The sequence below is a fragment of the Nitrosovibrio sp. Nv6 genome, assembly GCF_900110495.1.
Classification (GTDB): Bacteria; Pseudomonadota; Gammaproteobacteria; order Burkholderiales; family Nitrosomonadaceae; genus Nitrosospira.
This window is the reverse complement of record NZ_FODX01000001.1, coordinates 431179-457122: the sequence shown is the minus strand read 5'-3', so window position 1 is coordinate 457122 and position 25944 is coordinate 431179. Positions and strand designations below refer to the sequence as shown.

General features: G+C 52.9%; 19 protein-coding genes. 15 read left to right on the top strand and 4 right to left on the bottom strand.

The window, feature by feature from the left end; genetic code table 11:
• Positions 1-28: 28 nt before the first annotated feature.
• The 3 genes from BMX66_RS02245 to BMX66_RS02225 all read right to left on the bottom strand — a co-directional run bounded on the left by BMX66_RS02245 (position 29) and on the right by BMX66_RS02225 (position 5025).
• On the bottom strand, positions 29-907 hold the full coding sequence (locus BMX66_RS02245; RefSeq protein WP_255398767.1) for an alpha/beta hydrolase: 879 nt from the start codon (positions 905-907) through the stop codon (positions 29-31).
• A 981-nt stretch (positions 908-1888) separates the two neighbouring features.
• On the bottom strand, positions 1889-2572 hold the full coding sequence (locus BMX66_RS15905; protein WP_090877956.1) for a DVUA0089 family protein: 684 nt from the start codon (positions 2570-2572) through the stop codon (positions 1889-1891).
• A gap of 347 nt (positions 2573-2919) precedes the next feature.
• A complete protein-coding gene (locus BMX66_RS02225) occupies positions 2920-5025 on the bottom strand; it encodes a PAS domain-containing hybrid sensor histidine kinase/response regulator (protein WP_090877952.1) in 2106 nt (701 codons plus the stop codon).
• A gap of 622 nt (positions 5026-5647) precedes the next feature.
• Here BMX66_RS02225 and BMX66_RS02220 point away from each other — a divergent pair.
• The 6 genes from BMX66_RS02220 to BMX66_RS02195 all read left to right on the top strand — a co-directional run bounded on the left by BMX66_RS02220 (position 5648) and on the right by BMX66_RS02195 (position 13593).
• Entirely contained in the window at positions 5648-8458 is a 2811-nt protein-coding gene (locus tag BMX66_RS02220; RefSeq protein WP_090877950.1) for a hybrid sensor histidine kinase/response regulator, read from the top strand.
• A 294-nt stretch (positions 8459-8752) separates the two neighbouring features.
• Complete coding sequence (locus tag BMX66_RS02215; RefSeq protein ID WP_090877948.1) at positions 8753-9643, top strand: SDR family oxidoreductase; 891 nt, start codon at positions 8753-8755, stop codon at positions 9641-9643.
• Between the two features lie 246 nt (positions 9644-9889).
• Positions 9890-10159 carry a KGG domain-containing protein gene (locus BMX66_RS02210; protein ID WP_090877946.1) on the top strand — a complete coding sequence of 90 codons (270 nt, stop codon included), beginning with the start codon at positions 9890-9892 and terminating at the stop codon, positions 10157-10159.
• A gap of 1031 nt (positions 10160-11190) precedes the next feature.
• Positions 11191-11847: an ABC transporter ATP-binding protein gene (locus BMX66_RS15765; RefSeq protein WP_199679256.1), complete on the top strand. Its 657-nt coding sequence runs from the start codon at positions 11191-11193 to the stop codon at positions 11845-11847.
• Complete coding sequence (locus BMX66_RS15760) at positions 11847-13019, top strand: ABC transporter ATP-binding protein (protein WP_199679255.1); 1173 nt, start codon at positions 11847-11849, stop codon at positions 13017-13019. Before BMX66_RS15765 ends, BMX66_RS15760 begins: the two co-directional genes overlap by 1 nt.
• Positions 13020-13275: 256 nt before the next feature.
• Entirely contained in the window at positions 13276-13593 is a 318-nt protein-coding gene (locus tag BMX66_RS02195) for a hypothetical protein (protein WP_090877942.1), read from the top strand.
• Between the two features lie 544 nt (positions 13594-14137).
• Here the strand turns inward: BMX66_RS02195 and BMX66_RS02185 are convergent.
• The gene (locus BMX66_RS02185; RefSeq protein WP_090877938.1) at positions 14138-14674 is read right to left on the bottom strand and encodes a DUF4142 domain-containing protein; all 537 of its coding nucleotides are present in this window, start codon (positions 14672-14674) and stop codon (positions 14138-14140) included.
• 244 nt (positions 14675-14918) lie between these two features.
• Here BMX66_RS02185 and BMX66_RS02180 point away from each other — a divergent pair, with 244 nt between their 5' ends.
• The 9 genes from BMX66_RS02180 (at position 14919) to BMX66_RS02145 (ending at position 25768) form a co-directional block, all read left to right on the top strand.
• Positions 14919-15272, top strand: a complete 354-nt coding sequence (locus tag BMX66_RS02180; protein WP_090877936.1) for a hypothetical protein — start codon at positions 14919-14921, stop codon at positions 15270-15272.
• A 233-nt stretch (positions 15273-15505) separates the two neighbouring features.
• Positions 15506-15763, top strand: coding sequence for a hypothetical protein (locus BMX66_RS15260; protein WP_143058180.1), 258 nt, complete (start codon positions 15506-15508; stop codon positions 15761-15763).
• Positions 15764-16508: 745 nt separating this feature from the next.
• A complete protein-coding gene (locus BMX66_RS02175; RefSeq protein WP_158593365.1) occupies positions 16509-17102 on the top strand; it encodes a DVUA0089 family protein in 594 nt (197 codons plus the stop codon).
• 348 nt (positions 17103-17450) lie between these two features.
• Positions 17451-18338 carry a DVUA0089 family protein gene (locus tag BMX66_RS02170; RefSeq protein ID WP_090877931.1) on the top strand — a complete coding sequence of 296 codons (888 nt, stop codon included), beginning with the start codon at positions 17451-17453 and terminating at the stop codon, positions 18336-18338.
• 148 nt (positions 18339-18486) lie between these two features.
• A complete protein-coding gene (locus tag BMX66_RS02165) occupies positions 18487-21756 on the top strand; it encodes an autotransporter outer membrane beta-barrel domain-containing protein (protein ID WP_158593363.1) in 3270 nt (1089 codons plus the stop codon).
• Between the two features lie 215 nt (positions 21757-21971).
• Positions 21972-22298 carry a BON domain-containing protein gene (locus tag BMX66_RS02160; protein WP_090877926.1) on the top strand — a complete coding sequence of 109 codons (327 nt, stop codon included), beginning with the start codon at positions 21972-21974 and terminating at the stop codon, positions 22296-22298.
• Between the two features lie 557 nt (positions 22299-22855).
• Positions 22856-23182, top strand: a complete 327-nt coding sequence (locus tag BMX66_RS02155; protein ID WP_255398766.1) for a c-type cytochrome — start codon at positions 22856-22858, stop codon at positions 23180-23182.
• Positions 23183-23224: 42 nt separating this feature from the next.
• A complete protein-coding gene (locus BMX66_RS02150; RefSeq protein ID WP_143058179.1) occupies positions 23225-24205 on the top strand; it encodes a hypothetical protein in 981 nt (326 codons plus the stop codon).
• A gap of 18 nt (positions 24206-24223) precedes the next feature.
• Entirely contained in the window at positions 24224-25768 is a 1545-nt protein-coding gene (locus BMX66_RS02145) for an FAD-binding oxidoreductase (protein ID WP_090877922.1), read from the top strand.
• Positions 25769-25944 lie beyond the last annotated feature (176 nt).

The window sequence follows — 25944 nt, the reverse complement described above, 5'->3', positions numbered from 1 at the left end:
TAGCGGACAAGCTCGACCATATCCATTCCTAGTCCCGTTTTCTTAAATACCATTCAAAAAAATCGGATATACGATTCTCGTATTCCTTGCCTGCGTAGGCATGCATATTGAAATGGCCGCCGCCAGGAACAATCCATATTTCTTTCGGCTGCCGGGCTGCGTCGAACAACCGTTCCGTTTCCGCCACTTTCGTATGTTGATCGTCGGTACCGGAAATAAGAAACAATGGGGCGTTGAGATTGTCTATCTTGCTGAGAGGATTCAACTCTTCGGGAGAGATATTCAAGCGAAACGACAATTGCGCCAGCAGGAGTGGGGACAGGATCGGTCCAAACTCGCCAAGATGGAGCCTTAACCGGTTTTTCACCGCTTCTTCGATTGTGGCATGGACCGATTCGAGCACCACGGCATCAAGTCGCAAGGGATTGTTTGCGAGTACGATAGCGGCTGCGCCCAGCGAGACGCCGATGGCGCCAATACGTTCTGCCGGAAAGGTGTTTCGCAAATATGCTACTGACGCTTCCACGTCTTCCGATTCGCGCAAACCAAACGTGATTCGGTCTCCCGGCGTTTCGCCGTGCCCCCTCAGATCAATGAGAAGAACAGTGTAACCCTGCTCGTTCAGGAATTTTCCCCGGCTGAGCATTTCGACACGATTGCTTCGGAGCGAATGGACAAGCAATACTGCGCCGGCTCCACGCTTGCCATGCACGAGCCAGCCGCGGACGCTGGAATCAATATCCCTGGAACTGATATTGACAGGAATTTGCACCGGCTCGACCGGAAAGTCGGTCGATATCGAGCCGGACAGTGAATCCACCGCGGTGGGCACCGGACCCGACAGAAGTTCGCCAACGCCAACGACGGCGAGCAGTATGACCGCAGCGCCGCAGAGCAGTGAAAACACACAGACCAGCATCCAGTGACGCATATTCGTGAGCGGCCGACGAGATTAATTCAAAATCCGGTTATTTTGCCACGGGAGCTTGCCATATCGTGGGCAGATGCGTCCTATTTGCTTAGCAATTGTTCATTGGCCGCTTGTAGACTTGTAGTAATGCCGGATCGATCAGAAGCGTTATAAACTTATCCATCCATTATCACGTTTCCTGATTTGTAATTGAATTATCGTTTGAGTTCACCGACCTTGATTTTTTTCTCTGCGGGGTCTATTTAAAGACTAAACAGTGGCTGGTAACGATGGTAGACAGTTGGCAGAAACGTTCTCGCCGGCATATTTACATTCAGAAAGCACATAATTCTGACGACAGTTCTCGCGCCGAGGCGCCGCCATATGTGATATGGAACCAAACAATTCAGGAGGTAACCAAAATGAATATACCCACCTTTACGGCAGATGCTTCGCTTTACAAAACGCGTGCAAATTACCGCATGTGTGTTTCCGGTTTCCTTGAAAGAGGACTGCACATGCAGGTATCGACCGGGATCACCGCGCAGCCCTTTGAATGCGAACTTGTATGCGAGAGGGTTTTTGAGAATGGAATCAGTTTTGAACGATGTAGAATCGAATGCCCAGAGGATGGGAGTGATGGTGGCGTGGGCGGATCATTGGATTGCAGGGCACGCTGCAGAGAAATGGGTTTGCCTCAATCGGAGTGCCTGCGGTTATGTCTCGGGCAGCCCTGATCCTCGGCGAATAAGAAACAAACGTAAAATTTTATATCCGGCGCTGTAGCATCCCTTGGACTTGCCAGGTGATGACAAAGCCTGAAGTTCCACCCAGTCGGTCTTGAAATCATGCTGATTTGAAAGCAATGCGACGGAGGTCTTGTTGAGTGAGCAATTCCTTGAATGGATGGAGCGAAACGCAACCCATCATTCAGGTTACTGATGCACGTGTATCCCTGATAAGCGACGCACGCTCCACTCATCCTGGACACAAGCCAAACATGCGCCTTCTGCGGGATATACGAGATATTGCTCCGATCAGCCCCAAACCAGCCAGGAGCATCGCGTAGCTTTCCGGTTCCGGCACCGGGCTCACTTGGACCTGCAGTGTATATTGACGATCACCGGCAATAAAACTTTCCGCGCTCCAGCCCGTATCATTCGGTTCGTTAAAAAAGCGACTCACGCCAGCGATGTAGCGGCCCGCCGGGGCATTTAGCACCTGGAAAGAATCAAAGTCATGTACTGATCCACCGGCGCCTGCTGACGTTGAAGAGTCGTCATTCCAGTCGAGGAGTGAATAGGCATTGGTGTCCACCTGTTGCCAAAGCGCGACCTCAGCATCGAAACCATAGGGGTTGTTTGGATGAGTCATAGTGTAATCTATGTCGAGTGTAACCTGCTGTCCTTCTTGTGCTATGTCGAAACTGAAGTAATCGGAAGCTTCGTTGCCCTGGCCTGAAATCGTCACCCAAGGTCCATCCATTGAGGTATTGTCTCCGGCAGCATTACCAATGTCGGGGCTGAACGCGGTGGTGAAATATGGATTGATACTCGCGGCGGTTGCAAAACTGTTATTCAACGTTGTATCGATATAGGATCCAGCATACGATGACGTCGCTGTTGCTGCTAGCGAGAGTGCTAATACTGTTCTTTTAATCATTTTTTATACTCCTCGAATTTGATAGATCTGTGCGGCTCCCAGGAGGATTGCCAAGAGCTGTACTTCTTCAGTTTCAACTCACCTTTTATTATGATTGCTGATTTGCAAGGCTTCTTCTGTGCGTTGTCACACAAAATATCAAACATGACATCCGAAGATGTATAGCGAAAATTGAAGAGGCAGAGGAGGTGGGAGTACTTGCCAGTTCCGAGTTCCGGTATCAACTGAGATATTCTGATGATTATCATGTTATTGCCACGGCAAACTCTCGATTGCCGATGGCGATGATTGATATACGGCTCTACTATTCGCTATCTGGAACAACCTTAAAGCGGATGATTGTCTCGCTACCCACCCGGCTTTCGCAGCCATCCCGTCAAATTACCAATTGAAGCAATCAACTCCTGCGATTCAACAGGCTTGGAAAGATGTATCTGATAACCGGCAATCATGGCTTTGGTCCGATCTTCAGAGTGAGCAAATGCGCTTAGTGCAATAGCGGGTGTTTTGCCGCCGTGAATTGCGGGAAGGTTCCTCACTTCACGAATGAACTGGTAGCCATCGATTTCCGGCATGCCGATGTCGCTTATCATCACATCCGGCCTCTGGCTTTTCAAGATCTCCAGTCCTTCCATGGCACTGGCGGCAGTGATGACTTCGGCTTCACATTGCGTAAGTACCTCGTTGATGAGTTCACGGGCATCCGGTTCGTCATCGATGACCAGTATCTTTACACCAGGAAGCGATATGTATCCGTTTTGCAGAGCAGGATGTGGAGGCGCTGCCAGGGACTGCCTGTCGCGACTGTCATTGATAGGAGCGAGCGGCAAACTCACGATAAACGATGCTCCTTTACCTTCGCCTTCGCTTTCCGCCCGGACTGTCCCGCCATGCAGCCCCACAAGCTGCTTCACAATGGCAAGCCCTAGGCCGAGACCGCCATGATTTCGGGTAAGCGAAGAGTCGGCCTGGCGGAAACGGTCAAAAACGTATATCAGGAACTCGGGCTTGATACCCGCCCCGGAGTCTCTTACCGTTACTTCGAGATGCGAAGCCACTCGCTCGACTATAACCTCTACGGTGCCCCCCTTGGGCGTAAATTTAACCGCGTTGGAAAGAAGATTCCAGATTATCTGCTGGAGCCGGTTATGGTCGCCGGAAACGAGCCCGGCTCCTGGATCGATTATTTTCCGGATACGGATCCCTTTCGCTTCCGCTGCCGGAGCTACCGATTCAACCGCAACTTCCGCTATGGCGGCAAGGTCCAGCCTTTGCACGTCAAGCCTCACCTTCCCGGAAATGATACTGCTCATTTCGAGAAGATCCTCGATAAGCTTGTTCTGCGCTCGAGCATTTCGCTCGATGGTCTCAATGCCTCGCTGGATGTCTTTCATGCTCATTGTTCCCTGCAAAATAAGCTGCGACCATCCAAGGATCGCATTAAGCGGTGTTCTAAGCTCGTGGGATAGCGTGGCAAGAAATTCGTCCTTGATTCGATTGGCTCGTTCGGCATCGCTCCTCGCGATCCGTTCATTCTCAAGGAGCTGCTTTTTCTCCTCGTCCGCGCGCTTGATTGTGTCGATATCCGTGTTTGAGCCTACCCATACCGATATATATCCTTTGGCGTCGTGTTTGGCTTGGGCACGGGTCAAATGCCAGCGGTAATCGCCATTGCGGTGCCGGAAACGGCATTCCATCTGGAGAGGCTCTCCCGTGCTCAGGGAATGCTGCCAGCGCTTGATGCTCTCATCCACATCATCGGGATGGATGAGTTTTGTCCATTCCCACCCTTGCATCCGGTCAAAGGCAAGGCCGGTGTAATCCTTCCATTGCTGGTTGACATAATCCACCGCACCGTCGGCCCGGGCAGTAAATATTTTCTGAGGCATCGCCTCGGCCATAAAGCGCAAGCGCTCGCTGCTTTCCCGTAACGCTTCTTCAGCGCGCTTGCGTGCCGTGATATCTCTAAAGCTCCAGACGCGGCCGATACTGCGGCCCTCCACATACTGGATCTTGGAAAATCGCTCGAATACTCTGCCATCGGCGAGTTCCAGCAAATCGTGGCTCTCGGTCGGCCAGGTCGCGTATATTTCCGTCATTCTATCCAGGAACTGTTGGGGATCTACCAAATGCTTGCAGTAGAATTTCAGCAGTTGCTTGTGCTGTTGCATATCAATAATTTCAGGAAGGTGAATCTGCCACATCTGCAGGTATCTTTCATTGAAGCGCAGTACATGGTCTTCCTCGTCGGTAACCAAGATCCCATCGGCGGTGGATTCTATGGTTGCACGCAGGATAGATAGCGAGTGATCAAGTTGTCTTGTCTTGTCCTCCAGTGCTGTTTTTACCTCCTTGAGCTCGTGCTCGACACGCTCACTTGCGTGAAGAACAGCATTGGTAGTTTGCAGGGTGGTAGAGGGTGAGGGTTGCAACTTTTCGTCGTTGTCTTCCATTATTACTTATCCTCTATAAGGCCGTTGAAGCTGGCAAGAAAACAGCGGTGACAAACGGCAAACCGGGGTACACCGCGGTATCCGCTATATTTGACAATTGTTTGTGAAGGAGGTTTTAATTCCAGGAGCTACGGGGCCCTGCGTTCGCGCTAAGCACCCTACGGCCAGAGTATCTTAAGCTTGGCCCCGAGTACCCCCGAGGACCCGAGTACCCCCGAGGACCCGAGTACCCCCGAGGACCCGAGTACCTTGAGCTCTATCTGAGGGAGTCTCTTCGAGTACATTACAACATGGAAACTGTAGTGCCGGATTTGCGGGCTGGCCACAGTCGGCGAATACCACAATGCCAGTATAGCCAATAATATATGGGACCGGTTCTTGATTAGCGTCAGCGGATTCTGGCTAATTCCGCAGGAAATTGATCCGGGTCGCGCTCCATTCCTCGTTTTTTTGTGCATAATGCCGCAAGCTCTGGATACGGAGACAAAGGGAGCGCGAGATTATGCTAGTCTAAAAATGAGGTATTGTATTAGCAGCGTAATTTCGGTATGCCCGATAGCAAGCAGAATATTAAATTATCCAAGCAGAAAAATCCAAGCAGAAAACGGGGGACCAGATACCCATGAATCCGGCTGAAATGCCGAACTGGCTGCGCGATAGTGAAATGGGCGAGCTGATTTTCTTCCATGACTGGACTGAGTCTGGTCTGGGGCCCGTCTCGACATGGCCGCCCAATCTTCAATTTATGCTCAACACCATACTGTCGATGCCGTCGGCTGTCCTACTGCTTTGGGGACCAAAGCTCGTGCAGATCTATAACGATAGTTACCGTGATCTGATGGGCGCAAAGCACCCCGGAGGCTTGGGGCAGCCGGTCGCGGATTGCTGGCCGGAGGTGTGGTGTTTTCTTGCGCCCATCTGCGAGGGCGTTATGCAGCGACGGGAGTCTTTTGTTTTTAACGACAAGCCGCTGATCATTAACCGCACCGGGACTCCCGAAGAGGCCTTTTTCAAGCTCACCTACAGCCCTATTCCGGGAGAGGTTGATGGCGGCGCTGAAACGGGTGTGTCGGGCGTGCTCGTGACCGTAAACGAGACAACAGAAATAATCAGGGAACGCGTATGGGAAGCAGAATGCAACCGGCTCAAGGAAGAACTTCAAGCCAAACGCACTCAACTACTGGAAGAAGTCTTTCGTAACGCGCCATCTTTTCTGCATGTGCTTCACGGTCCTGAATTTGTCTTTGAGCTTGCGAACGATGCCTATTATCGGCTGGTCGGCCAACGGGAACTTTTGGGCCGCCCGATATTTGAAGCGCTTCCCTCGGTGGCAGGAGATAGTTACCGGCGCCAGCTTGCGGAGGTTATGGCAACAGGCAAGCCATTCATGGGATTCGAGCTACCGATGACAGTAACTCCTGATCCTGACCACCCGCCGGAAGAGCGCTTTATCGACATTATCTATCTCCCGCTCTCAGAGGAGGATGGCACCTGCCAGCGCGTCTTGGGGCATGGGGTCGACGTTACCGAACACGTAAAAAAACGCGAAAAAGCAGAGGAAGCGTTGCGCGAGACCGAGAAACGCTTCCGGCGTGCGCTCGAGATCGATACTGTCGGTGTGATTTTCCTGAATAGGGAAGGCCAGATTACTGAAGCCAACGATGCCTTTCTGAAGATGAGCGGCTTCAGCGGTGAAGATGAGCACAAGCGCATGTTGCGATGTGATGAACTGACGCCGCCCGAGTGGATGGCAACCACTTTGAGGGCAGACGAGGAACTTAAGGCAACGGGACGCGCTACCCCTTATGAGAAGGAGTTATTTCGCAAGGACGGCTCGCGATGGTGGGCGTTGATCGCTGTGACGCAACTCAACGAGACGGAAGGCGTTGGGTACATTATCGACATAACCGAACGCAAACGCGCCGAGCAGAGCCTGCGCGAGAGCGAGGCAAGATTTCGCGCTGTGGCGGAAGCTTCCCCCGCGCTGACCTGGCAGGTGGATGCGCAGAGCAATCTGGTCTATATCAACCAAAGGGTTGTGGATATGATCGGAATGACCTTGGAAGAACTGGTCCCTTCCGGATGGGCTTCGATTCTTCACCGGGAGGATAAACCCGGGTATCTGGCGGCGTTCGAGCAGGCGTTGAAAGACCGCTCCCACTTTCAGCATCGAGCCCGGGTCAAGACTCGCGACGGAGAATGGCGCTGGCTGAAGTCGTATGCACTGCCCTGGTTCACGGCTACTAACGAGTATGCGGGACATGTCGGCATGTCGATAGATATTACCGAAGCGGTCAATGCGGAAACAGCTTTGCTGGAAGCCGACCGCCGCAAGGATGAGTTTTTAGCTACGCTCGCACATGAGCTGCGTAATCCGCTTGCGCCAATTGCCAACGCACTGGCGCTTATCGCCCGCCCCGAGGGCGCCACCGCTGTTTCCCATCTGCTGCCGGTCATCAACCGGCAAGTCAACTACATGATCCGCCTGGTGGACGATTTACTTGAGATCTCGCGCATTACCAGCGGAAAGGTCGAATTACGGCAATCCGCGACGGATCTTGCTGTCGTGCTGCGCAACGCTGTCGAGGCGAGCAGGGCGCAGATTGATGAGAAGAAACAACAACTGAGCGTTTTCATCCCCGAGACACCTTTGATCGTTTACGGCGATGCCATACGTCTTGAGCAAGTGTTCACGAATCTGCTCAACAATGCAGCCCGGTATACCCGAAAAGCGGGGCATATCTGGCTCGCTGCGCGTCATGAAGCCGATAGCGCTGTTGTATCCGTGCGCGACAACGGCATAGGAATTCTGCCGGGAATGCTGCCTCGTCTGTTCGATATCTTTGCCCAGGAGCGGCGCAATGGTGTTGGGACGCAGGAGGGGCTGGGCATCGGACTCAACCTGGTCTATCGCCTCGTCCAAATGCACGGCGGCACTGTTGAAGCGACAAGCGAGGGAAAGGATAAGGGCAGCGAATTTATTGTGCGGCTGCCTTTGTCGGAAACAACCGCGCAGGGTAGAATTCCCGAACCGGAGAAAACGGTTACCGCGCCGCTCGGGTTGCGCGTATTGGTGGTCGATGATAACCAAGACGCGGCCGAAGTCCTATCCATGCTGCTTCAGTCGATAGGTCTCCATGTGGAAGCTGCCGACAGCGGACCCGCGGCACTTGCGGCAATTCCCGTTTACCAGCCCAACATAATCCTGATGGATATTGGAATGCCGGGCATGGATGGTAATGAAGTGGCGCGCCGCATTCGTGACCAGCCGCAATTCAACGATATCAAGCTGATCGCGCTGACGGGCTGGGGTCAGGAAAAAGACCGTCGGCTTTCGCATGAAAGTGGCTTTGATCATCACCTCACCAAGCCGGTGAATTTCAAGATCCTGAAGGATCTGATAGCCACGATGCAGGACGGAGCAGGTTCCTGAGCTACCCAGAGCTACTCTGAGCTATTTTACTCCAGGCTATTTTTTGACAACAGCAAGAGTCCCGCAACTCGTGCTTGTCTTTATGGCAAGCATGAGGCGGACTCCTCGTCAACGCGCGGATCCCGGTATCGATGGATGCTATCGGGTAATGCGTCGCCACTGGCCTCGTCGAAATCCCTGTGAACACCCGTATGTGCGTTTCTGCACAGTCGCAACAAAAGATTACTCCTAATCTTTGATCAGGACTCGAAATCTGTCGTTTTCCAATGTTATGTTCTTATCAGGGAGAGGGCCATGTCTGCTTCTCTTAAGCCCATAAATCAGCAAGTCATGATTATTACAGGCGCATCAAGCGGTATCGGTCTTGCTACGGCAAATCTTGCCGCTGAGCGCGGCGCCAAGCTGGTCCTTATCGCACGCAGCCCGGGGGCGCTCAAGAGTCTGGTGGCGCAGATCGCGAGTAGTGGCGGTGAAGCTATTCATGTGGTTGCCGACGTGGCTGATCGAGAAAAAATGCGGGCTGCAGCTCGTGAGGCCATCGATCACTTTGGCCGTGTCGATACCTGGATCAATAATGCAGGTGTATCAATCTATAGTCGCATGGATGAAGTGAGCGAAGCGGACAGTCGGCGTCTTTTCGATACCAACTTTTGGGGCATGGTTAACGGTTCACTCGCAGCTTTGCCCCACCTGAAGAAGCATGGCGGCGCGCTAATCAATGTGGGTAGCGAAGTATCTGAAGCTATTGTACCTCTACAGGGTATGTATTCCGCCTCCAAGCATGCTGTTAAAGGATTTACCGACGCGCTCCGCGTAGAGATCGAAGATTTCGACATGGCGCCGGTTTCGATTACGCTGATTCAACCATCTGCCGTTAATACGCCTTTCCCCCAACATGCCAGGAATTATATGAGTAGGGAACCGAAATTACCCCAGCCGTTGATCAATCCCGAGCAAGTCGCTGAAGCGATACTGAGAGCAGCCACTGAAGGCGGGCGCGATGTGAAAGTTGGCGCGATGGCGGTAATCAATACCGCGATATCCAAGCTCATGCCGAGCCTTGGCGACAAGTTGTCCGCAAAACGCGGGAGCAGTCAACAGGAAGACATACCGCCACTTCATCCCCAAGGCACGTTATACGAGCCTGGAGAGTCAGGATGTGCGCATGGTCAAGTATCTCTGTAAATATTGATGATAAGGAGGCCGTTCAAGCATTCGTTTTTATTCAGGTGTAATAATACATATGAATGAATTTTTCGGGTATATGTGTGCCGCCGTACATAAAAGAACAAGTATGCTTACTAAGATGAAGTCACGTCTCAGCTTTATAGCAGAGATAAGGCTTCCCAAAGCGCCTTGCGACACGGGTTCGAGTGTAAGCGGGATGTCAGCGGGAATTTCTTAATATTTTTTACGTATCAGGAGATAAACATGCCTTCATCAAAAAGCAGTGGTGGCGACAGCAAACGTGGTTTCGCGTCGATGGATCAGGCTAAACAGAGAGAAATCGCGAGCAAAGGTGGAAAAGCAGCTCATGAAAAAGGAACCGCACATGAGTTTGATTCTGAAGAAGCTCGCGAAGCTGGTCGAAAAGGCGGCGAAGCGTCTCATGGCGGTGGAAAAGGTGGTTCATCTTCAAACCGCGGAGGCTCATCCGGTCAGCATGCCAAGGCGGGCAGCCAAAGCCACAAAAACCATTAAGTAGAATGGGAGGAAAAAGGGTGAAACGTTTCACCTTTTTTCTTCCTGGATTTTCTTCGGAGGTACTTTTTCCGCGTTAAATGAATGACCTGCCGTTTGTATGGTGCTGCATTGGGCAGTTATTAAGAGCACTACGGCGCTCAGTAATATGCAAGCTCATCAGCGCGTGGGAAAAACCAGCCAGTTAGCCAAAACGCCTCAACAAAAAAGGGGATCTCGGAGAAGAATAATCCGTGGCCCCGTTTCTTGCCCACCTTCACTCCGGGTTCCCGTTCTCCGTCGAGCCCACGACGCTTGAAAATGGAGCGGAGAAGCTGCATCAATTCTTGTCCATTCAGCACGCAGTAATTTACCGCGCTTACTTATAGTGCTGGGCATGTGGAATTCGTATTGACTTTAGCTGATATGCTCATGTTTTTATTGGGTTTCCCTGTTTCCGCCGACCCGTCATGGGCAAGCGTGTTTATGGCGCGCGCCGACCCAGTCAACTCAAATTCCAGCCAAATATAAGGCATCCGCCAACGGCAACCCCTAGCCGATGACTTTATCCAAGGTGTCGCTGGCAGCACCCGCGTTTCTTCACCTCGATCAGTTCCTCAAAGCCGGTAGATGTGCGCGCGCATCGGTTTACCGGACAATCGTGCCTGCACAGGATAATTCAACAAGTGGCGGAAAATAATTCATATGAACCGGAAAAGGATGAAGGCGGACCATCGTCTACCAGAACTTGTGATGCACTTGATCCTTATATCGTATCGAGGCCACACGAGTCCGCGGCAGCGCATGCAAAAAATCCGCAATTGCTGAAACAGGAATGGAAAAGTGCTTGAATTTCACCCATTGCGGGGTTACGCGTCAGGTTATCTTGCTCACCCTGCACAATCCCATGAAAAAAGAAATTCCTGCACCCTTGTACCCAACCAAACAACGCCTCAGCCCATGTATTTGTGCCAAGGCGGAATTGACTCCAATTCGCATGGCTGATCGCTAATCAGACCCCATGCGCCTTCTTTTAACTCAGAGGTTTTACCATGTTCGCTTATTTTGAGCAGCGCGTTCGGCCCACTATCGTCCCCAAAAAATCCCCGCCCCCTGGTTTGGCGGCATTTTACTGGCATTTCATCAGCCAGACAAAAGGCCTGTACGGCGCATTATTCGCCACTGGCCTTGCAGTAGCGCTTATCGATACGCTGATTCCTGTTTTTATAGGGCGTCTTGTCGAAGTCATGGAGGCGACTGCACGTGCTGCCGCATTGCGGGATGCGACATCCATGCTGGTCGGGATGGCGCTGCTGGTGCTGGTCGGCAGGCCCCTGGCTATCCTTATCGATAGTCTCGTCCGTCATAACGCGGTTGTGCCGGGGGTGACCAGCATGATTCGCTGGCAGAGCCACTGGCACGTTATACGGCAGAGTTGGTCGCTCTTCCAGAATGACTTTGCCGGTCGAATTGCAAATCGCGTGATGCATATGGGCGATGCTGTGCGCGAATGTGTGGTTTCGAGCATTCATGCAATCTGGTACATCGGGGTATTTGGCATCTCGTCGCTGTGGCTGATGAGCGAGGCGGACTGGCGGTTGGCTGTTCCAACCGCATTATGGTTTATCGCCTACATATTTTTCCTGCGATACTTCGTGCCGCGAATGCGGGATCTGGCCAGGAGTAGCAGCGAACCCGTTCGGCTGTAATGGGCCGAGTTGTGGACAGTTACACCAACATCCTCACAGTCAAGCTGTTCTCGCGTGCCAGCGACGAAGATGCGTACGTGCGCGAGGCAATCGACCACCACACGACAGCGATCGCTGCGCACATGCGCATGATCACGAAATTCAGCACCACGTTATCTGTGCTGAATGCCCTCCTTTTGGCAGGTACAACTGCTACGGGGATTATGCTGTGGTCGCAGGGAGTGCTTGACGCAGGCGCTGTGGCGATGGCGGTACCGCTCGCCTGGACGATCGTCAATGCGGCCGGATGGGTCAGCTGGGAACTGAACCGGGCTTTTGAACACATGGGGGTGGTGCAGGAAGGGATGCAAACCATTGCCGTGGCAAATGCATCGGCCGACAAGCCTGCGGCGCGGAATCTGGACTCAAGCGAAGTACGCGGCGAAATCCGCTTTGAGAGGCTGACTTTTACGTTTGGCCGCAATGATGGCCGCAAGGTACTGGACGACCTCAATTGCATTATTCGCCCTGGTGAACGCGTGGGATTGATCGGGAGCTCGGGGGCCGGCAAATCCAAGTTGATCAACCTGTTGCTGCGCTTTCATGAGATCGAGGCAGGCGGTATCCGGATCGATGGGCAGGATATCCGGGAAGTGACCCAGGAGAGTCTGCGCCGTTCTATTGGCGTCGTTGCACAGGATACATCCCTGCTGCATCGTTCCATTGCCGAAAACATTGCCTATGGCACTCCGGGAGCAACCCAGGCGCAGATTGAAGCGGCTGCACGGCGCGCGCATGCGCATGAGTTCATTCTGAGCCAGACGGATTGGCAAGGGCGTACCGGCTATGAAGCGCATGTAGGCGAACGCGGTGTAAAGCTCAGCGGCGGCCAGAGACAGCGCATCGCAATTGCCCGCGTCGTGCTCAAAAATGCTCCGATCCTGATACTGGACGAAGCGACCTCCGCGCTCGATAGTGAAGTGGAGCTTGCAATTCAGGACCAGTTGATCGGGCTGATGGAAGGCAAGACGGTGATTGCGATCGCGCACCGGCTATCCACCATCGCCTGCCTGGACCGTCTGCTCGTGCTGAAGGACGGGCGTATCGTCGAGGAAGGCACGCACGAGGAGCTTCTCGGGCAGGGTGGCCAGTATGCCAAGCTTTGGCGGCATCAGTCCGGTGGTTTTCTGTAACGTAATTTGTGGTGGATATTCCGAAAATGAGGTAGCCGTCCCTGCATCTTCACCTCCAGAAATTGGCAGAGTTTGGTTATTTATCTCTGTGCGTCAACGTACGGAACGACAGAGCAATTTGGGTAGCATTGGCAATTCAGCAATTTCGCTGGATTAATATAGGGAATTATCATGAAAAATACTTTCGTATTGAAAAAGGCTGCGCGGTCCTTAGTGCTTGCAAGCGTGATCATTTTTAGCGCTGCTGGTGTGGCTCATGCGGCTGGCGCTGGGGACCAGACTGGAGAGTTTGGCGATATGTCCGGTCATGGCGGCCCGATTGATAAAAAGGCGGCCCCCAGTGCAGGGCAGCCCTCATCCGGGCAGGGAGCCACTTCAGGTGAACGTGATTATCGGAAAAAACCAGACGGCTCTACCCCCCGCCAAGGAGGCCCCTCATATGATAAGCCATATGATAGACCTGCTGGTCAAGGAGGGGGAACCCAGGGAGGAGGATCCGGGCAGTCCGGCGGCGGAGGAGGGTACTGATTTTATCTTAACCAATGGCGAGGCGCGACCAGAGATAAAATGCTGACGCTGCCTCGCATCCGGTTTCGCAATTGTTTCCAGCTGATGTCTCCAGTACTCGAAGTACACGGTTATTGGCTACGATAAAGTTGATGACTGTCGCGCTGGTGGTAACGGTTCCTCTTAGCGTGCAATTCGTAAATTGGCTCTGCCTGAACTTCAGTCATCCCACCTCCGAATGCGCCAGACCCTGTAGAGTCGTTTCAACGTTCAAAGCGGGTACGAAAAAAAACATATGCGCTATACCTGTTGGCGGAATAAAAAATGAATCGGCTGTAAGCGGGACAAGGATCTGTTCTATGATTTCTTCGCGTAGATGAAATTGTTTTCCATTATCAGCATGGAAAATTCGCCAGGTTTTTCCGGATGAGCTTGTAAACGCGGCCATACTTGAGATTGATGATAATTTTTGGATTTACGCATGATACGAATGCGCCCTTAGGGAGGAGAATGCTGCGTATGGCTGCGCAACATTCCACTCCACCCTGAAGATTTGCCGCATGGGACACGGAAATCCTCAGCAGAGCAGGATCCTGCCGTAATTTGCTTTATTACTTATCGCCGATTGTGGGCTGGATTTTCTGGGCGTGTTCCAGGTGCGAAACGAACGCTGGGCGTACCTTGATCAGTAAGGCTTTCAGCTCCTCGTTCTTGACGTTGGGCACCAGCTTGTTGTCGGCCACATCGATTACCTTTTTATGAAGGGCTATTTCGCCGTCGATATAGGCTGCATCGAATTCCTTGCCGCTCAGCTCTTTCAATTTATCGAGATTCGCCTTGCCGTCATCCTTCAGGCTCTGACTGATCTTGTTATCCTTGGGTGTCACATTGAGTTTTTTTACCAGGTCCTTCGCTTGCTGGTTGACGTCGGTATGGTCGGCAACCATTCGATGGGCATACGCCTTGACATCCTCATGAGATGCTTTTTTCTTTGCAAGATTACCGGCTTCAATATCTACGTTGTTGGCGGTAACCACAATGTGGGCAATTTCAGCGTCATTGAGATCACCTTTCTTATCCCCCGTTTGGGCCGTAGCGGTAAACGCAGGGAGCATCAGGGCAATTGTTAATATGAGTAAATTTTTCATTGATTCTTCTCCTTAATATGATGTGTTACAGAATGGTCAGCTCGTCAATAAAACGCTGACTCGGCAATAATGGGGGTGTGGGGCGTGAAGCTTCTGTTCGCTACCAGACATAAAAAGCCTATTTCAGGAAAAATCAGGAACAAAATTAAAGGAGAAAGCATTTGTCAGAGGAGCGTCCGTCATTCAACTGAGGGAGTGATCCTGTTTTCTTTCCCTCTACTCTTCCGGAGGCGGCAATTGAGCCATGTGTGTTGTGCGCTATCGCACTGAACGAGTAGCCCTGATTCAGGAAAATAAAGTTGGCGCTATTGCCGATACGCAACTTTTGCAGGGGTTATCAATGAACAATCCGCCGAAAACCAACGATGATGAATTGAAGGACAATAACGTTCAGGAGCAATCACCCGACGAATCGGACGAAAGCGTTCTCGTGAGCGAAGAGACTCATGGGAACAGAGCGGAAGAAAAAATAGAAAATCGATCTAATAAGAAACAGGAAACGCATGAGGAAGCGAAATCGGTTACCGGAACCGAACCTCACCACGATGCCAGAAACGAACACCCGGATTCGGGGCCCGCTCCGCTCGATCGGTATTAACGGATCGCGATGGACGGCTTGATAAGGAACCGGCTACGACTGAGGAAAACCTGGATCGGTCTTTTGCAGCGGGAGCCATAGTCGAGGTGTTTTCTTGAGTTACACTGAGCAAGTCCCCCAATCACAACGGTAAATAGTATTGACAATCATTCTCATTATAGTTAATGTTACCGAAAGGATTGAGTTTTTACTCCAACATGACAAAACCAGCATTGCTCCCCACGGAAAATTCAGTGCAAAATTCAAGATCAAAACATGACAGACCTTCGGTCAGGCTATTGCTGGCTGTTTTGTCATGGCTTACTACCAGACGCCGTCGGCTTCCGGATTCCGCCACCCAGGCGGCGATTGCCCATCACTTCCACCTCCTTGTTCTGCATCCGTCCTCCGATAGTATCGACATCCAGGCTGGGATACATATGGCCAGCAGGGCAGGGATGGATGCGGCTGGACTCCTCGCGCGTTATTCGGGCGCCGCAAGGCTTCACTGAGGCCCTGAGGTGGGTGTACCGGATCTCTCGGTTTATCCCGCGAGGCTCTAACCAGAGATCGAATATGGTTTGTCTGGGGCATAGTACTGGAAGTTATCGTTCCGCCCCGTCGAAATAGGTGATAGGCGCACGATCAGTTCGTCGATATCCACCTCATCAAGCGTGTAACGTTTAATGTGTAGAGCTTACCGCTAAAACTTCGGCGCTTTTCCCCGGGCGAACGAGTTGATGGCCGGTTCCGGCAGAAGGATGGTGAATACCTTAAGTACTGGAACGGTCATAAGCTCCATATGGCCAGCGAGCAAACGAAACGCGTCCAGTTTGACACACTTTACCCCATATGGGCCTGCTCTGGCCTGTTATTTGTGAGACCCGATTTCCCATTTTCGCGACCAGCTCTTGACCGCAGGTTTCATTGCTCTTCTCTCACCGGGTTTTCGATCCGTCAGAGAACTCCCTTCCATGTTCCACGCAGAAATTTTATTTTCCGCATGCTTCTATCTCGTAACCACACGCTCTGAAGCCCCTTCAAAAGCCGTTTAGGGTGTACTTTAGTCCAATTGGCCTGCGTCTTCAAATGCGTATGATGCATTCTTCGCTAAGCTGTTATCGATCGAGCGATCAGCCCGGTAACAACCGAAGGTTTCCTGATCGTGAAACAGGAGCGAAAAAGAAAAATGCTACACCTGGTTGCAAGACAAATCGTTTTGTATCCAGGCTACATATTATTATTTTGAAGAGGGATATGATGAATTTCATTTCAGCATTTGGAAAATTTTGCTCAGCGCTCGCGTCGGCGGTTGTCCTGGCAGGCGCTTATCCTGCTTATGCAAGCCTGTACCTCGAAGTGGACGACGCAGGGACTACAGCCGAAACCGCTAACTATATTTCCTGGGATACGGCAACAATATCTGGCGCGATTCATGCAAGCGATGGTGCGGATGTCTATGGTTTTGAATGGGCAGGCGGGTTCTTTTTTGCAAATACCGACGGTTCAGATTTCGATACCATGCTGTCGCTTTTCGATTACACAGGCAATTTGCTTGCCTTCAACGACGACCTGGGTGGGGGCGCGTTCTATTCCCAAGTTTCAATGGAACTCGACGCTGGCAACTATTTTCTCGGGATAACTTACTATCCCAATAACTACCATCGAGAAATGAGATATTACCGGGAAGAAGGCATTGAAGGATCCTATCAAATTCAAAAAACTGTAGCGATGCCGCTACCCGATCAACCGCAAATCATTGCCGAGGTTCCGGAACCGACAACCATGACACTGCTTGTCATCGGCTTTGCCGGATTCATGCTCAATCGCCGTCGGAAACGGGTTTTATGAGTAGCGCCGCTTCCTGACCACAGGCAGACCTTTTGCCCACATGCCGAAGTTAATCAGGGGACGGGTAGGAGAAGCGCAAGTGCTGCTCCTTTAATCATGGATCTGTAATATTTAACAGGGGGTCACGGCGCTTTTTTACCGTTAAATTCCTTTCCCCAATTATTTCCAGCGCTGCACCGTCCAGCTCCGCAAGTCTGCATCAAACATAGAGGTAAGTTCCCTGCCTGTGCTCCAGGGGATACGCCCAAGTTTGACCTTTACACCGGTTCGTATTCAATTTTCCGATCTCTGCAAAGCGGTACTGCGGTCTGCGCTAGTTTATACCGGAAGGCACTAGCAACAACAAAGATGGCGAGGCTCGGCCGAGGGTGGCGGGAAGTACCTCTACGCCCCATCGAAATATGTGTCCCTGAGGTGTACTTTAGTCCAATTGGCCTGCGTCTTCAAATGCGTATGATGCATTCTTCGCTAAGCTGTTATCGATCGAGCGATCAGCCCGGTAACAACCGAAGGTTTCCTGATCGTGAAACAGGAGCGAAAAAGAAAAATGCTACACCTGGTTGCAAGGCAAGTCGTTTTGTATCCAGGTTACATATTATTATTTTGAAGAGGGATATGATGAATTTCATTTCAGCATTTGGAAAATTTTGCTCAGCGCTCGCGTCGGCGGTTGTCCTGGCAGGCGCTTATCCTGCTTATGCAAGCCTGTACCTCGAAGTGGACGACGCAGGGACTACAGCCGAAACCGCTAACTATATTTCCTGGGATACGGCAACCATAATCGGTGCTATTCACGCAAGCGATGGAGCCGATGTCTACGGCTTCGAATGGGAAGGCGGCTTCTTCCAGGCAGATACAACAGGTTCCGATTTCGACACCATGCTGTCGCTTTTCAACGAATCAGGCGGCTTACTCTTATTTAACGATGATTTTAATGATAACAGTGGCGTATGGTATAGCCATTCCCTGCTTTCGATGGAACTCGACGCTGGCAACTATTTTCTCGGGGTAACTCACTATGCCAATAACTACATGGGGGAAATGGGGGGTTACCTGAAAAAAGGCATTGAAGGTTCCTATCAGATTCAAAAGACCGTAGCAGCGCCAATACCCTCGCAACCACCAATTACGGCTGATGTTCCCGAACCGGGGACTATTGCACTGCTGGCCATCGGCTTTGGCGGAATCATACTCGGTCGTCGCCGGAAAAATATGCTCTGTAAGCGGCCAGCTTAATCAAACGCATCAGTTTTTATCAGCCTTGCAACGGGAAAAGCTGAATAATGCTTGGTAAAAATAGGCTGCTAGAGATATGACAAAAAGCAGAAATCCCGTTTCTCTTCATATGAGAATCATCGTAACATTGTTGGCAGCTCCGGCTTTAATGCCGCTTGTTTACGCCCAGCAGAATCTCACCTGGGATGCCGATGGCGCCGCAGTAGGGAACGGCGGCAGCGGAACCTGGGACACAAGTTCTCCAAGTTGGTCCAACGGCACGACCTTTCAAGCGTGGCAAAATCCTGCGTTCGACAATGCGATCTTCGATGGAACAGCGGGCAGCGTGACGCTGGCCATGCCAATTGCTGCGTACAATCTTACATTCAGCACGAGCGGATATATCATCAATGACAGCACGCTGACGCTTGGCGGCGCCAACCCCACTGTCACCGTCAACGCGCCGCTGGCGATAATCAACTCAGTGCTTGGCGGCAGCGATGGCTTGTTAAAAGACGGGGCGGGTATGCTGGTTCTGGCTGCTGATAACCTGGGTTTCGGCGGCGTCATCACTGTCGTCGCGGGAACCCTGCGCGTGGATCACGCTAACGCTCTCGGTACCTCGAAGGCGGCGTCGGACCTGGTATTGAACAAGAATTCAACTTTCTATTTCAATACGGATCTTACCCACGATTACACATTGATGGGTAGCACGGTAGGCGTGCAAGGAGGAGAGGGGACTACCTGGAACAGTTCTCCGACGCTGACCGCATCGACCATTCTTGATTTGAACGGCATAAGTGGCACGCTGGCGGGAGATCTGGCCAACACGGGCATCAACGTGCTTTCATTGACGAGAAACGGCATGGGCCGCATGACACTATCAGGAAACAATAGCTACACGGGCGCGACCACCGTGACTCAGGGCATCCTGCAGCTGGGCAGTGGGGGGGCGCTCTCGTCCGGCAGCAACCTGGTGTTCAATGGCGCGGTTGGTACGGGCGGGTCAATTGAGCTGACGGCCGCTTCGGGCGACTTTACGCGAAATCTCGGCACAGGAGCCGGGCAAGTGCAATGGACCGGTGATGGCGGTTTCCAATCTTCGGATACCGATCGTATCGTCGATATCGGCGGTGCGGGTACTACGCTGACTTGGGCGAGCGGTGGTTTTGTGCCCAACGGCAATCGCCTTATCCTCGGCACATCCAACAATGCAATGCTCGATTTCCAGAATGGAATCGATCTTGGCGGCGGGCTCCGCACTATCCAGATTGAGGGCGGCGCCAGCAGCGGTCATGCCCGGATCAACGGTGTTTTGTCGGGAACAGGTGGACTTAATGTTGTCGGTACCAACACGGCGTTGCTGGAATTGACTGGCGCCAATACCTATACCGGCGGTACGGTTGTGACTTCCGGCACGCTATCGATAAGTTCAGACGCGAACCTCGGCGCTGCGTCGAGTCCCCTCATTCTGAATGGGGGCACGTTGGCGAACACGGCGGCGTTTTCGACGGGCCGCAGTGTAACGCTCAACACCGCCAGTGACAGATTCCAAACCGATACGGATTTGCTGGTGAGCGGAGCGATAAGCGGCGGCGGCAATCTGAATAAGACCGGATCAGGCGCGCTCATTCTGACCGGCGCCAATACCTATGTAGGGGGCACGACAATTACAGCGGGAACACTACAGATTGGCAATGGCGGGACGCTTGGCAGTATCTCGGGCAATGTGAGCAACAGCGGAATTCTGACCTTTAATCGTTCTGACAGCATCAGCTACGGTGGTGTGATTTCCGGTTCAGGCGCACTGAATAAAACCGGCGCAGGCGTGCTGACATTAACAGGCGATTCAAGTAGCTTTAATGGGCATACATCAGTGAATGCCGGTACTCTCGTGCTAAACGGGGAACTGGGTGGAACGCTGGATGTGCTGGCAGGCGGCCGCTTGCAAGGTGGCGGCGATATTGGCGCAAATGGTGGGACGGGAACGACAGCCATAGCTGGTACGATAGCGCCTGGAAAATCGATCGGAACCCTGACAGTCAATGGCAGTTACGTTCAGCTCGCCGGTTCGACCTATGAGGTAGAAATTGCGCCAAATGGCGTCAGCGATCGGATTATCGCCACGGGCTCGGCAGATATTCAGGGAGGAACTGTTTCCGTTATCGCCGCTAGCGGTGCTTACGCACCGGGCAGTCGGTACACCATTCTGACAGCTGCTGATGGTCTCACCGGCCGGTTCGACACATTGACCCAGGGTTTGCCTCGCATTAATCTCGGGCTTGCCTACGATCCGAACCATGTTTATCTTGATGTACTGCGCTTTTGCGATATCGCCGGTACTCGCAACCAATGCGCGGGCGGAAGTGGTGCGGAGAGTCTGGGTCCCGGCAATCCGATCTACAGCGCTATCGTGGACTTGCCCGACCAGGAGAGTGCGCGGCGCGCTTTCAATAAGCTTTCCGGGGAAGGCCATGCAAGTGTGAAAGGGGTAATGATCGAGGATAGCCGCTTTGTCCGGGAGGCCGTCTCTGACAGGATGCGGCAAGCTTTCGGCTCGGCTGGCACGCCGACATCGGATCTGTCAGGGCAGACGTTACAGCAGAGTTCCGTCACGGGGCGCGCTTTCTGGAGCCGCGCTTTTGGCTCTTTCGGGCACCGCGACGGTGACGGAAACGCGACCCGGATAGGGCGCAATATTGGCGGGGTCTTTCTCGGTGGGGACGTGCTGATTGCCGATAAATTCCTCCTTGGTATCGCCACCGGCTACAGCCACAGCTTTTACAACGTTAATCAGCTTTCGACGAGTTCGAGCGATAACTACCATGTTTCGCTTTATGGAGCCACGCAGTGGGGTCCGCTCGGCCTGCGCCTTGGCTCAGCGTATGCGTGGCACGATCTCGACACCAACCGGGACATTACCTTTGCCGGTTTTTCGGATCATGCCAAAGCGAACTATACCGCCCATACCACCCAAGTATTCGGGGAGGTGGGTTACGGTCTTCCCTTTAATGTCATATCGCTCGAACCGTTTGCACGGATTGCTTATGTCAACCTTGACGCAAACAGCTACCAGGAACGTGGAGGACCTGCAGCCTTACGCAGTTCAAAGGATAATCAGGGCACCGCTTATACGACAGTGGGCCTTAATGCGGCGAAAACATTCTCAAGCATCGGCAGGATGACCACAACATTGCGCGGTATGCTCGGCTGGCGCCATGCATTCGGCAACAGGACTCCGCTCTCGACTTTCGCCTTCACCGGTGGCTCATCTTTCGCCACTGCTGGCGTGCCAATTGCTGGCGATGCGGTAGTGATGTCCGCGGGTCTCGATATGCATATCATCAAGACTGCCACGCTCGGCATTTATTACAATGGCCAGGTTCTGCACAACATTGTCGATAACGGTGTACGTGCAAATTTAAGCTGGAAGTTCTAAGTAATTACCGATATCAATTCAAGAGTGTTCTGGTTCCGCGAGCCGCTCTCCGCTCCCCACGCTACACAAGACCCAGAATAGTTTCAGACCATGGATGATCGGCAACCGGTTATCAAGATAAAAAACGGCACGTGCATCTCGGTATGTGGGGGAGCGAACAGACGAGAAAGAGCTGTTGAGCGAATATACGACTTCGAACCTTTAAAGGAGAAGTCATGAAAATTACCAAATTCGCAGCAGCTATTCTTGTGAGTGGCCTGTTGTTCGCGCCTGTCGCAAGCTATTCCGCAGACGAAGAACCCTTCAGCGTCGGAGAGTTTGTCAGCGATTCAATAATAACCACGAAAATAAAGGCAAAATTCGCCCAGGACAAGCGCGTCAGCGCAATGGATGTGAAGGTCGATACGGACAAGGATGGCGTGGTCGTCCTGAGCGGTACCGCCGATAACCGAGCCGAAGCGGAAAATGCCGTGTCCATTGCCAAAGCTGTCGAAGGTGTTACCAAAGTCCATAACCGCATCAAGATCAAAAAAGATGATTAAAACGGTTGTGGATGCGTGGCCCTCCACGCAACAGCCTGGAAATTGCCAAGCATTCGTTGATGCTATTCCCAGTTGGTCTGACCTGCATCCGTTCTTCGCCTCGCCATGAACAAATCCTGGTGAGTACTGTTCGCGCTACGCCATAATTCTGCCTGCTGCTGATGCTGGTCCTGCCAGCAGGCAGATGCTCTTCGGAGGTTCGACGCCACAGAAGAGGACATCCTATTTTGTTCAGGTATTATGTGGCAGTCCCTTACCCTTGTCATAATCGCCAGCTATCGTCCATATGATCCGGCTTCGGTTCATAGGGCCCGCGGTGATGGTGCGACGTCCTTCAGGCATTCACCGGGATGGCTGCGTAAATCCACTGGTACGATGGTCTGACCAGCCTGTATGGCTGGACGCCTTGATGTCGATCTGTTGCTTTTTCAGTTGCGCCGCTATATAAAGTACAAAGCTCATCAAGAATCTCGTGCGTAACGGCGCATGCTATTCAAGAGATGAGGCGTGCGAGCGCATGGCTCTGTTTTCAGTATGTATCTCTCCGGAGGAGCATTATGGAAGCAAAATCACGAGTTGCTGCATCGGGTTTCGCGCTTGCAATGATCCTTGCGGCCGGGATGGTGGCTGGCATTGCGCGGGCGGCGCCTGAGGACTCCCACGCCCGTGGGTTTGAATGGAAGGATGGCGCCGAGGTTTATGCCAAGGTTTGCGGCTACTGCCATGACACTCAGGTCGGGCCACCGATTCGTAACCGTCAGCTTCCTCTCGCATATATCCGTGCTGTGGTGCGAAACGGAAACCGGGCAATGCCGGCGTTTCGCGCGTCGGAAATCGACGATGAGTCACTGACAAAACTGGCTGAATATATCTCGAAGAACTGAATCAGCCGGTAGGGACCGGCAAGCGCGAGGGGAGGCTGATCAATGGACGTTAACCGACGTAATCTCATGAAAGGCGTACTGACGAGCGGCACGCTGCTGGCGCTGGGTATCCCTCCGGGGGTATATGCGAACAACGCAACCGGCGGCGGAGCCGGGAGGTTGGGATTGCTGCTTGGGAACACGCGCGTGGATGCGGCGTTTGCTGCCGGTATTCGCACAGCCTATGCCGCCCATGTCAAACACATGGTCAAGGAGGGTGGGGCAGCAGGGTACAGCGCCCCGGAGGTGGTAAAGTTGAAAGGCGGTCTGCTCACTGATTATGAGGAAGTCGCACGATTGCTGGAGAAATCCCGCGATACACGGTGGATCGCCGTTATGGATGATGGCAGCGCTGCGGTTTTCACGGAGTTGGCGCGCAACGCCTGTGCCAAGCTCCTCTTGCTGGGCTCACATGTTTCTTCGGGCAGCGACTGGACGCAGGATATTCCCGAGCTTCGACACGTATGGGCAGCGGCGTCGCCGCTGCATAGCGCGGCGGGTATTCTTGCATTGCAACTCATCACCAATCAGAGCGATTTTTCTATCGTGGAAAACTTTTTTTCCGGAGAGCATGCCGCCGAGCAGGCACAGGCTGACAGCACAACGGCAGGCAAGTTTGCGCCGGACTACCTGACCTATCGGCTCGACGGATTGGATGCAATCCATCTCCACTGTTCCGGCCTTTCACCCTCGGACGGGTGTAAATCGCTTGGCTGGAACCCGGCAGGAGCATGGGTGCCTGTTTCACAGGAGACACCTGCGCGTAAAGCAACCGCATCCGCACGGAGGGGAGATGGGTCATCGCAATCCGCGGGCTGGGTGGAATCGGTAGGATACGCTGTCATGGCCGCGGCGCTTGGCGCGGGTGCGCTTGGGGAACCCTGCTCCGCCCGCGCTTTCGTGCATCGGCCGGCTATCGGGAGACGGAGGGAGCCGGTCGTCCCGGCGGAGCGGCTCACCTCATTCGTAATTGATTTAGCGTAGTGCCCAGGAGAACAAACGATGGCCAGTAAATATATTGCACTGCCCAAGGGCGTATCCGAGCGGACTTTTGACGCCGCGATAAAAGAGTTTCGCGCTGCTCTCGGCGAGGCAGCCGTGCTTACGAGTGCGGAACAGCTTGCACCTTATATCAAGACAATGATGCCGGTGCCGGACTCTGACCATACTCCCTCTGCGGCACTGATGGCCACAACAGTGGAACAGATCCAGAAGATTGTGGGTATCTGCAACCAGTATAAAGTGCCGATCTGGCCCATCTCAACGGGAAAAAACCTGGGCTACGGCTCCGCTGCACCGGCTGAGCACGGCCAGATCGTGCTCGATCTAAAGCGCATGAATCGCATTCTGGAAGTTGATAAGGACCTCGCGTATGCGCTCGTCGAGCCAGGTGTTACTTACAAACAGCTCTACGACTACATTGCCGAACATAAGCTGGGCTTGTGGCTGTCGATGCCAGCCCCGTCAGCGATTGCCGGACCGGTCGGCAATACGCTGGATCGCGGGGTTGGCTACACACCTTATGGGGAGCATTTCCTGTTCGCCTGCGGCATGGAGGTCGTGCTCGCGAACGGCGAAGTGCTGCGTACCGCGATGGGCTCGATGCCGAATTCCAACACGTGGCAGGTTTTCAAATGGGGATACGGCCCCTATCTGGATGGAATTTTTACCCAATCCAATTATGGCATTGTTACTAAATTCGGTTTCTGGCTCATGCCCGCGCCGCCGGTGTTCAAGCCGTTTGTCATACAATACCAGGATGAGGGAGACATCGTGGAGATCGTGGAAACGATCCGGCCGTTGCGCATCAACGGTATTATCCCCAACGCCGTCGTTATCGCTCATGCCTTGTATGAAGCGCCGACCAAGGCCCGGCGCAGCGACTATGTAACCGGGCCTGGCTCGATCCCCGATGCGGCCGTGCGTAAAATCACAAAAGATCATAACCTGGGAATCTGGAACGTATACGCGGCCCTCTACGGCACGCAGGAACAGGTCGATGTGAACTGGAACATCGTGACGCAGGCGTTTGGCAAGTCCGGCAAGGGGAAGATTCTGACCGAGAAGGAGTCAGCCGGCGATCCCGCTTTTGCCTATCGCGCCGCCCTCATGCGTGGAGATATGACGCTCAAGGAATTTTCCTTGTACAACTGGCGCGGTGGTGGCGGCTCGATGTGGTTTGCACCGGTCTCTCAGGCGCGCGGGAGCGAAACGCTCAAACAAATGGCCTTGACCAAGCAGATCCTGGGCAAGCATGGACTGGATTATTCTGGCGAATTTATTGTCGGTATGCGCGATATGCATCATGTCGTCGATGTGTTGTACGATAAGACAGACCCGGAGCAGATGAAGGCGGCACACAGATGCTTCGATGAACTGGTAACCACGTTTTCAGCTCAGGGATACGGAATCTATCGCGTGAACACCGCCTTTATGGACAAAGTGGCCGATACGTACGGCCCGGTGCAGCGCAAAGTCAACAAGACTCTCAAAGACGCCCTGGATCCCAATGGAATCCTTGCACCGGGAAAATCGGGCATCCGGTAACAGAAGGGGTTGAAGGAGGTCGACGGCGGGATTTGCGAATAAGGGCATCCCCGTCGTGCTTCTGTTATGCGGATATAATACCTGATTCCGTTATCGGTCGTGGATTGTACGCTGAATGCTGCGCCGCGGACCCTGGCAACACCTCAATACCTGCCACAACGAGCCCATTATCGACG

Excerpts from the sequence above, each read along its gene's own strand:
- BMX66_RS15905 (WP_090877956.1), bottom strand. The coding sequence starts at position 2,572 with ATGATTAAAAGAACAGTATTAGCACTCTCGCTAGCAGCAACAGCGACG.
- BMX66_RS02225 (WP_090877952.1), bottom strand. The coding sequence starts at position 5,025 with ATGGAAGACAACGACGAAAAGTTGCAACCCTCACCCTCTACCACCCTG.
- BMX66_RS02220 (WP_090877950.1), top strand. The coding sequence starts at position 5,648 with ATGAATCCGGCTGAAATGCCGAACTGGCTGCGCGATAGTGAAATGGGC.
- BMX66_RS02215 (WP_090877948.1), top strand. The coding sequence starts at position 8,753 with ATGTCTGCTTCTCTTAAGCCCATAAATCAGCAAGTCATGATTATTACA.
- BMX66_RS02210 (WP_090877946.1), top strand. The coding sequence starts at position 9,890 with ATGCCTTCATCAAAAAGCAGTGGTGGCGACAGCAAACGTGGTTTCGCG.
- BMX66_RS15765 (WP_199679256.1), top strand. The coding sequence starts at position 11,191 with ATGTTCGCTTATTTTGAGCAGCGCGTTCGGCCCACTATCGTCCCCAAA.
- BMX66_RS15760 (WP_199679255.1), top strand. The coding sequence starts at position 11,847 with ATGGGCCGAGTTGTGGACAGTTACACCAACATCCTCACAGTCAAGCTG.
- BMX66_RS02195 (WP_090877942.1), top strand. The coding sequence starts at position 13,276 with ATGCGGCTGGCGCTGGGGACCAGACTGGAGAGTTTGGCGATATGTCCG.
- BMX66_RS02185 (WP_090877938.1), bottom strand. The coding sequence starts at position 14,674 with ATGAAAAATTTACTCATATTAACAATTGCCCTGATGCTCCCTGCGTTT.
- BMX66_RS02180 (WP_090877936.1), top strand. The coding sequence starts at position 14,919 with ATGTGTGTTGTGCGCTATCGCACTGAACGAGTAGCCCTGATTCAGGAA.
- BMX66_RS02175 (WP_158593365.1), top strand. The coding sequence starts at position 16,509 with ATGATGAATTTCATTTCAGCATTTGGAAAATTTTGCTCAGCGCTCGCG.
- BMX66_RS02170 (WP_090877931.1), top strand. The coding sequence starts at position 17,451 with ATGGCGAGGCTCGGCCGAGGGTGGCGGGAAGTACCTCTACGCCCCATC.
- BMX66_RS02165 (WP_158593363.1), top strand. The coding sequence starts at position 18,487 with ATGCCGCTTGTTTACGCCCAGCAGAATCTCACCTGGGATGCCGATGGC.
- BMX66_RS02160 (WP_090877926.1), top strand. The coding sequence starts at position 21,972 with ATGAAAATTACCAAATTCGCAGCAGCTATTCTTGTGAGTGGCCTGTTG.
- BMX66_RS02155 (WP_255398766.1), top strand. The coding sequence starts at position 22,856 with ATGGAAGCAAAATCACGAGTTGCTGCATCGGGTTTCGCGCTTGCAATG.
- BMX66_RS02150 (WP_143058179.1), top strand. The coding sequence starts at position 23,225 with ATGGACGTTAACCGACGTAATCTCATGAAAGGCGTACTGACGAGCGGC.
- BMX66_RS02145 (WP_090877922.1), top strand. The coding sequence starts at position 24,224 with ATGGCCAGTAAATATATTGCACTGCCCAAGGGCGTATCCGAGCGGACT.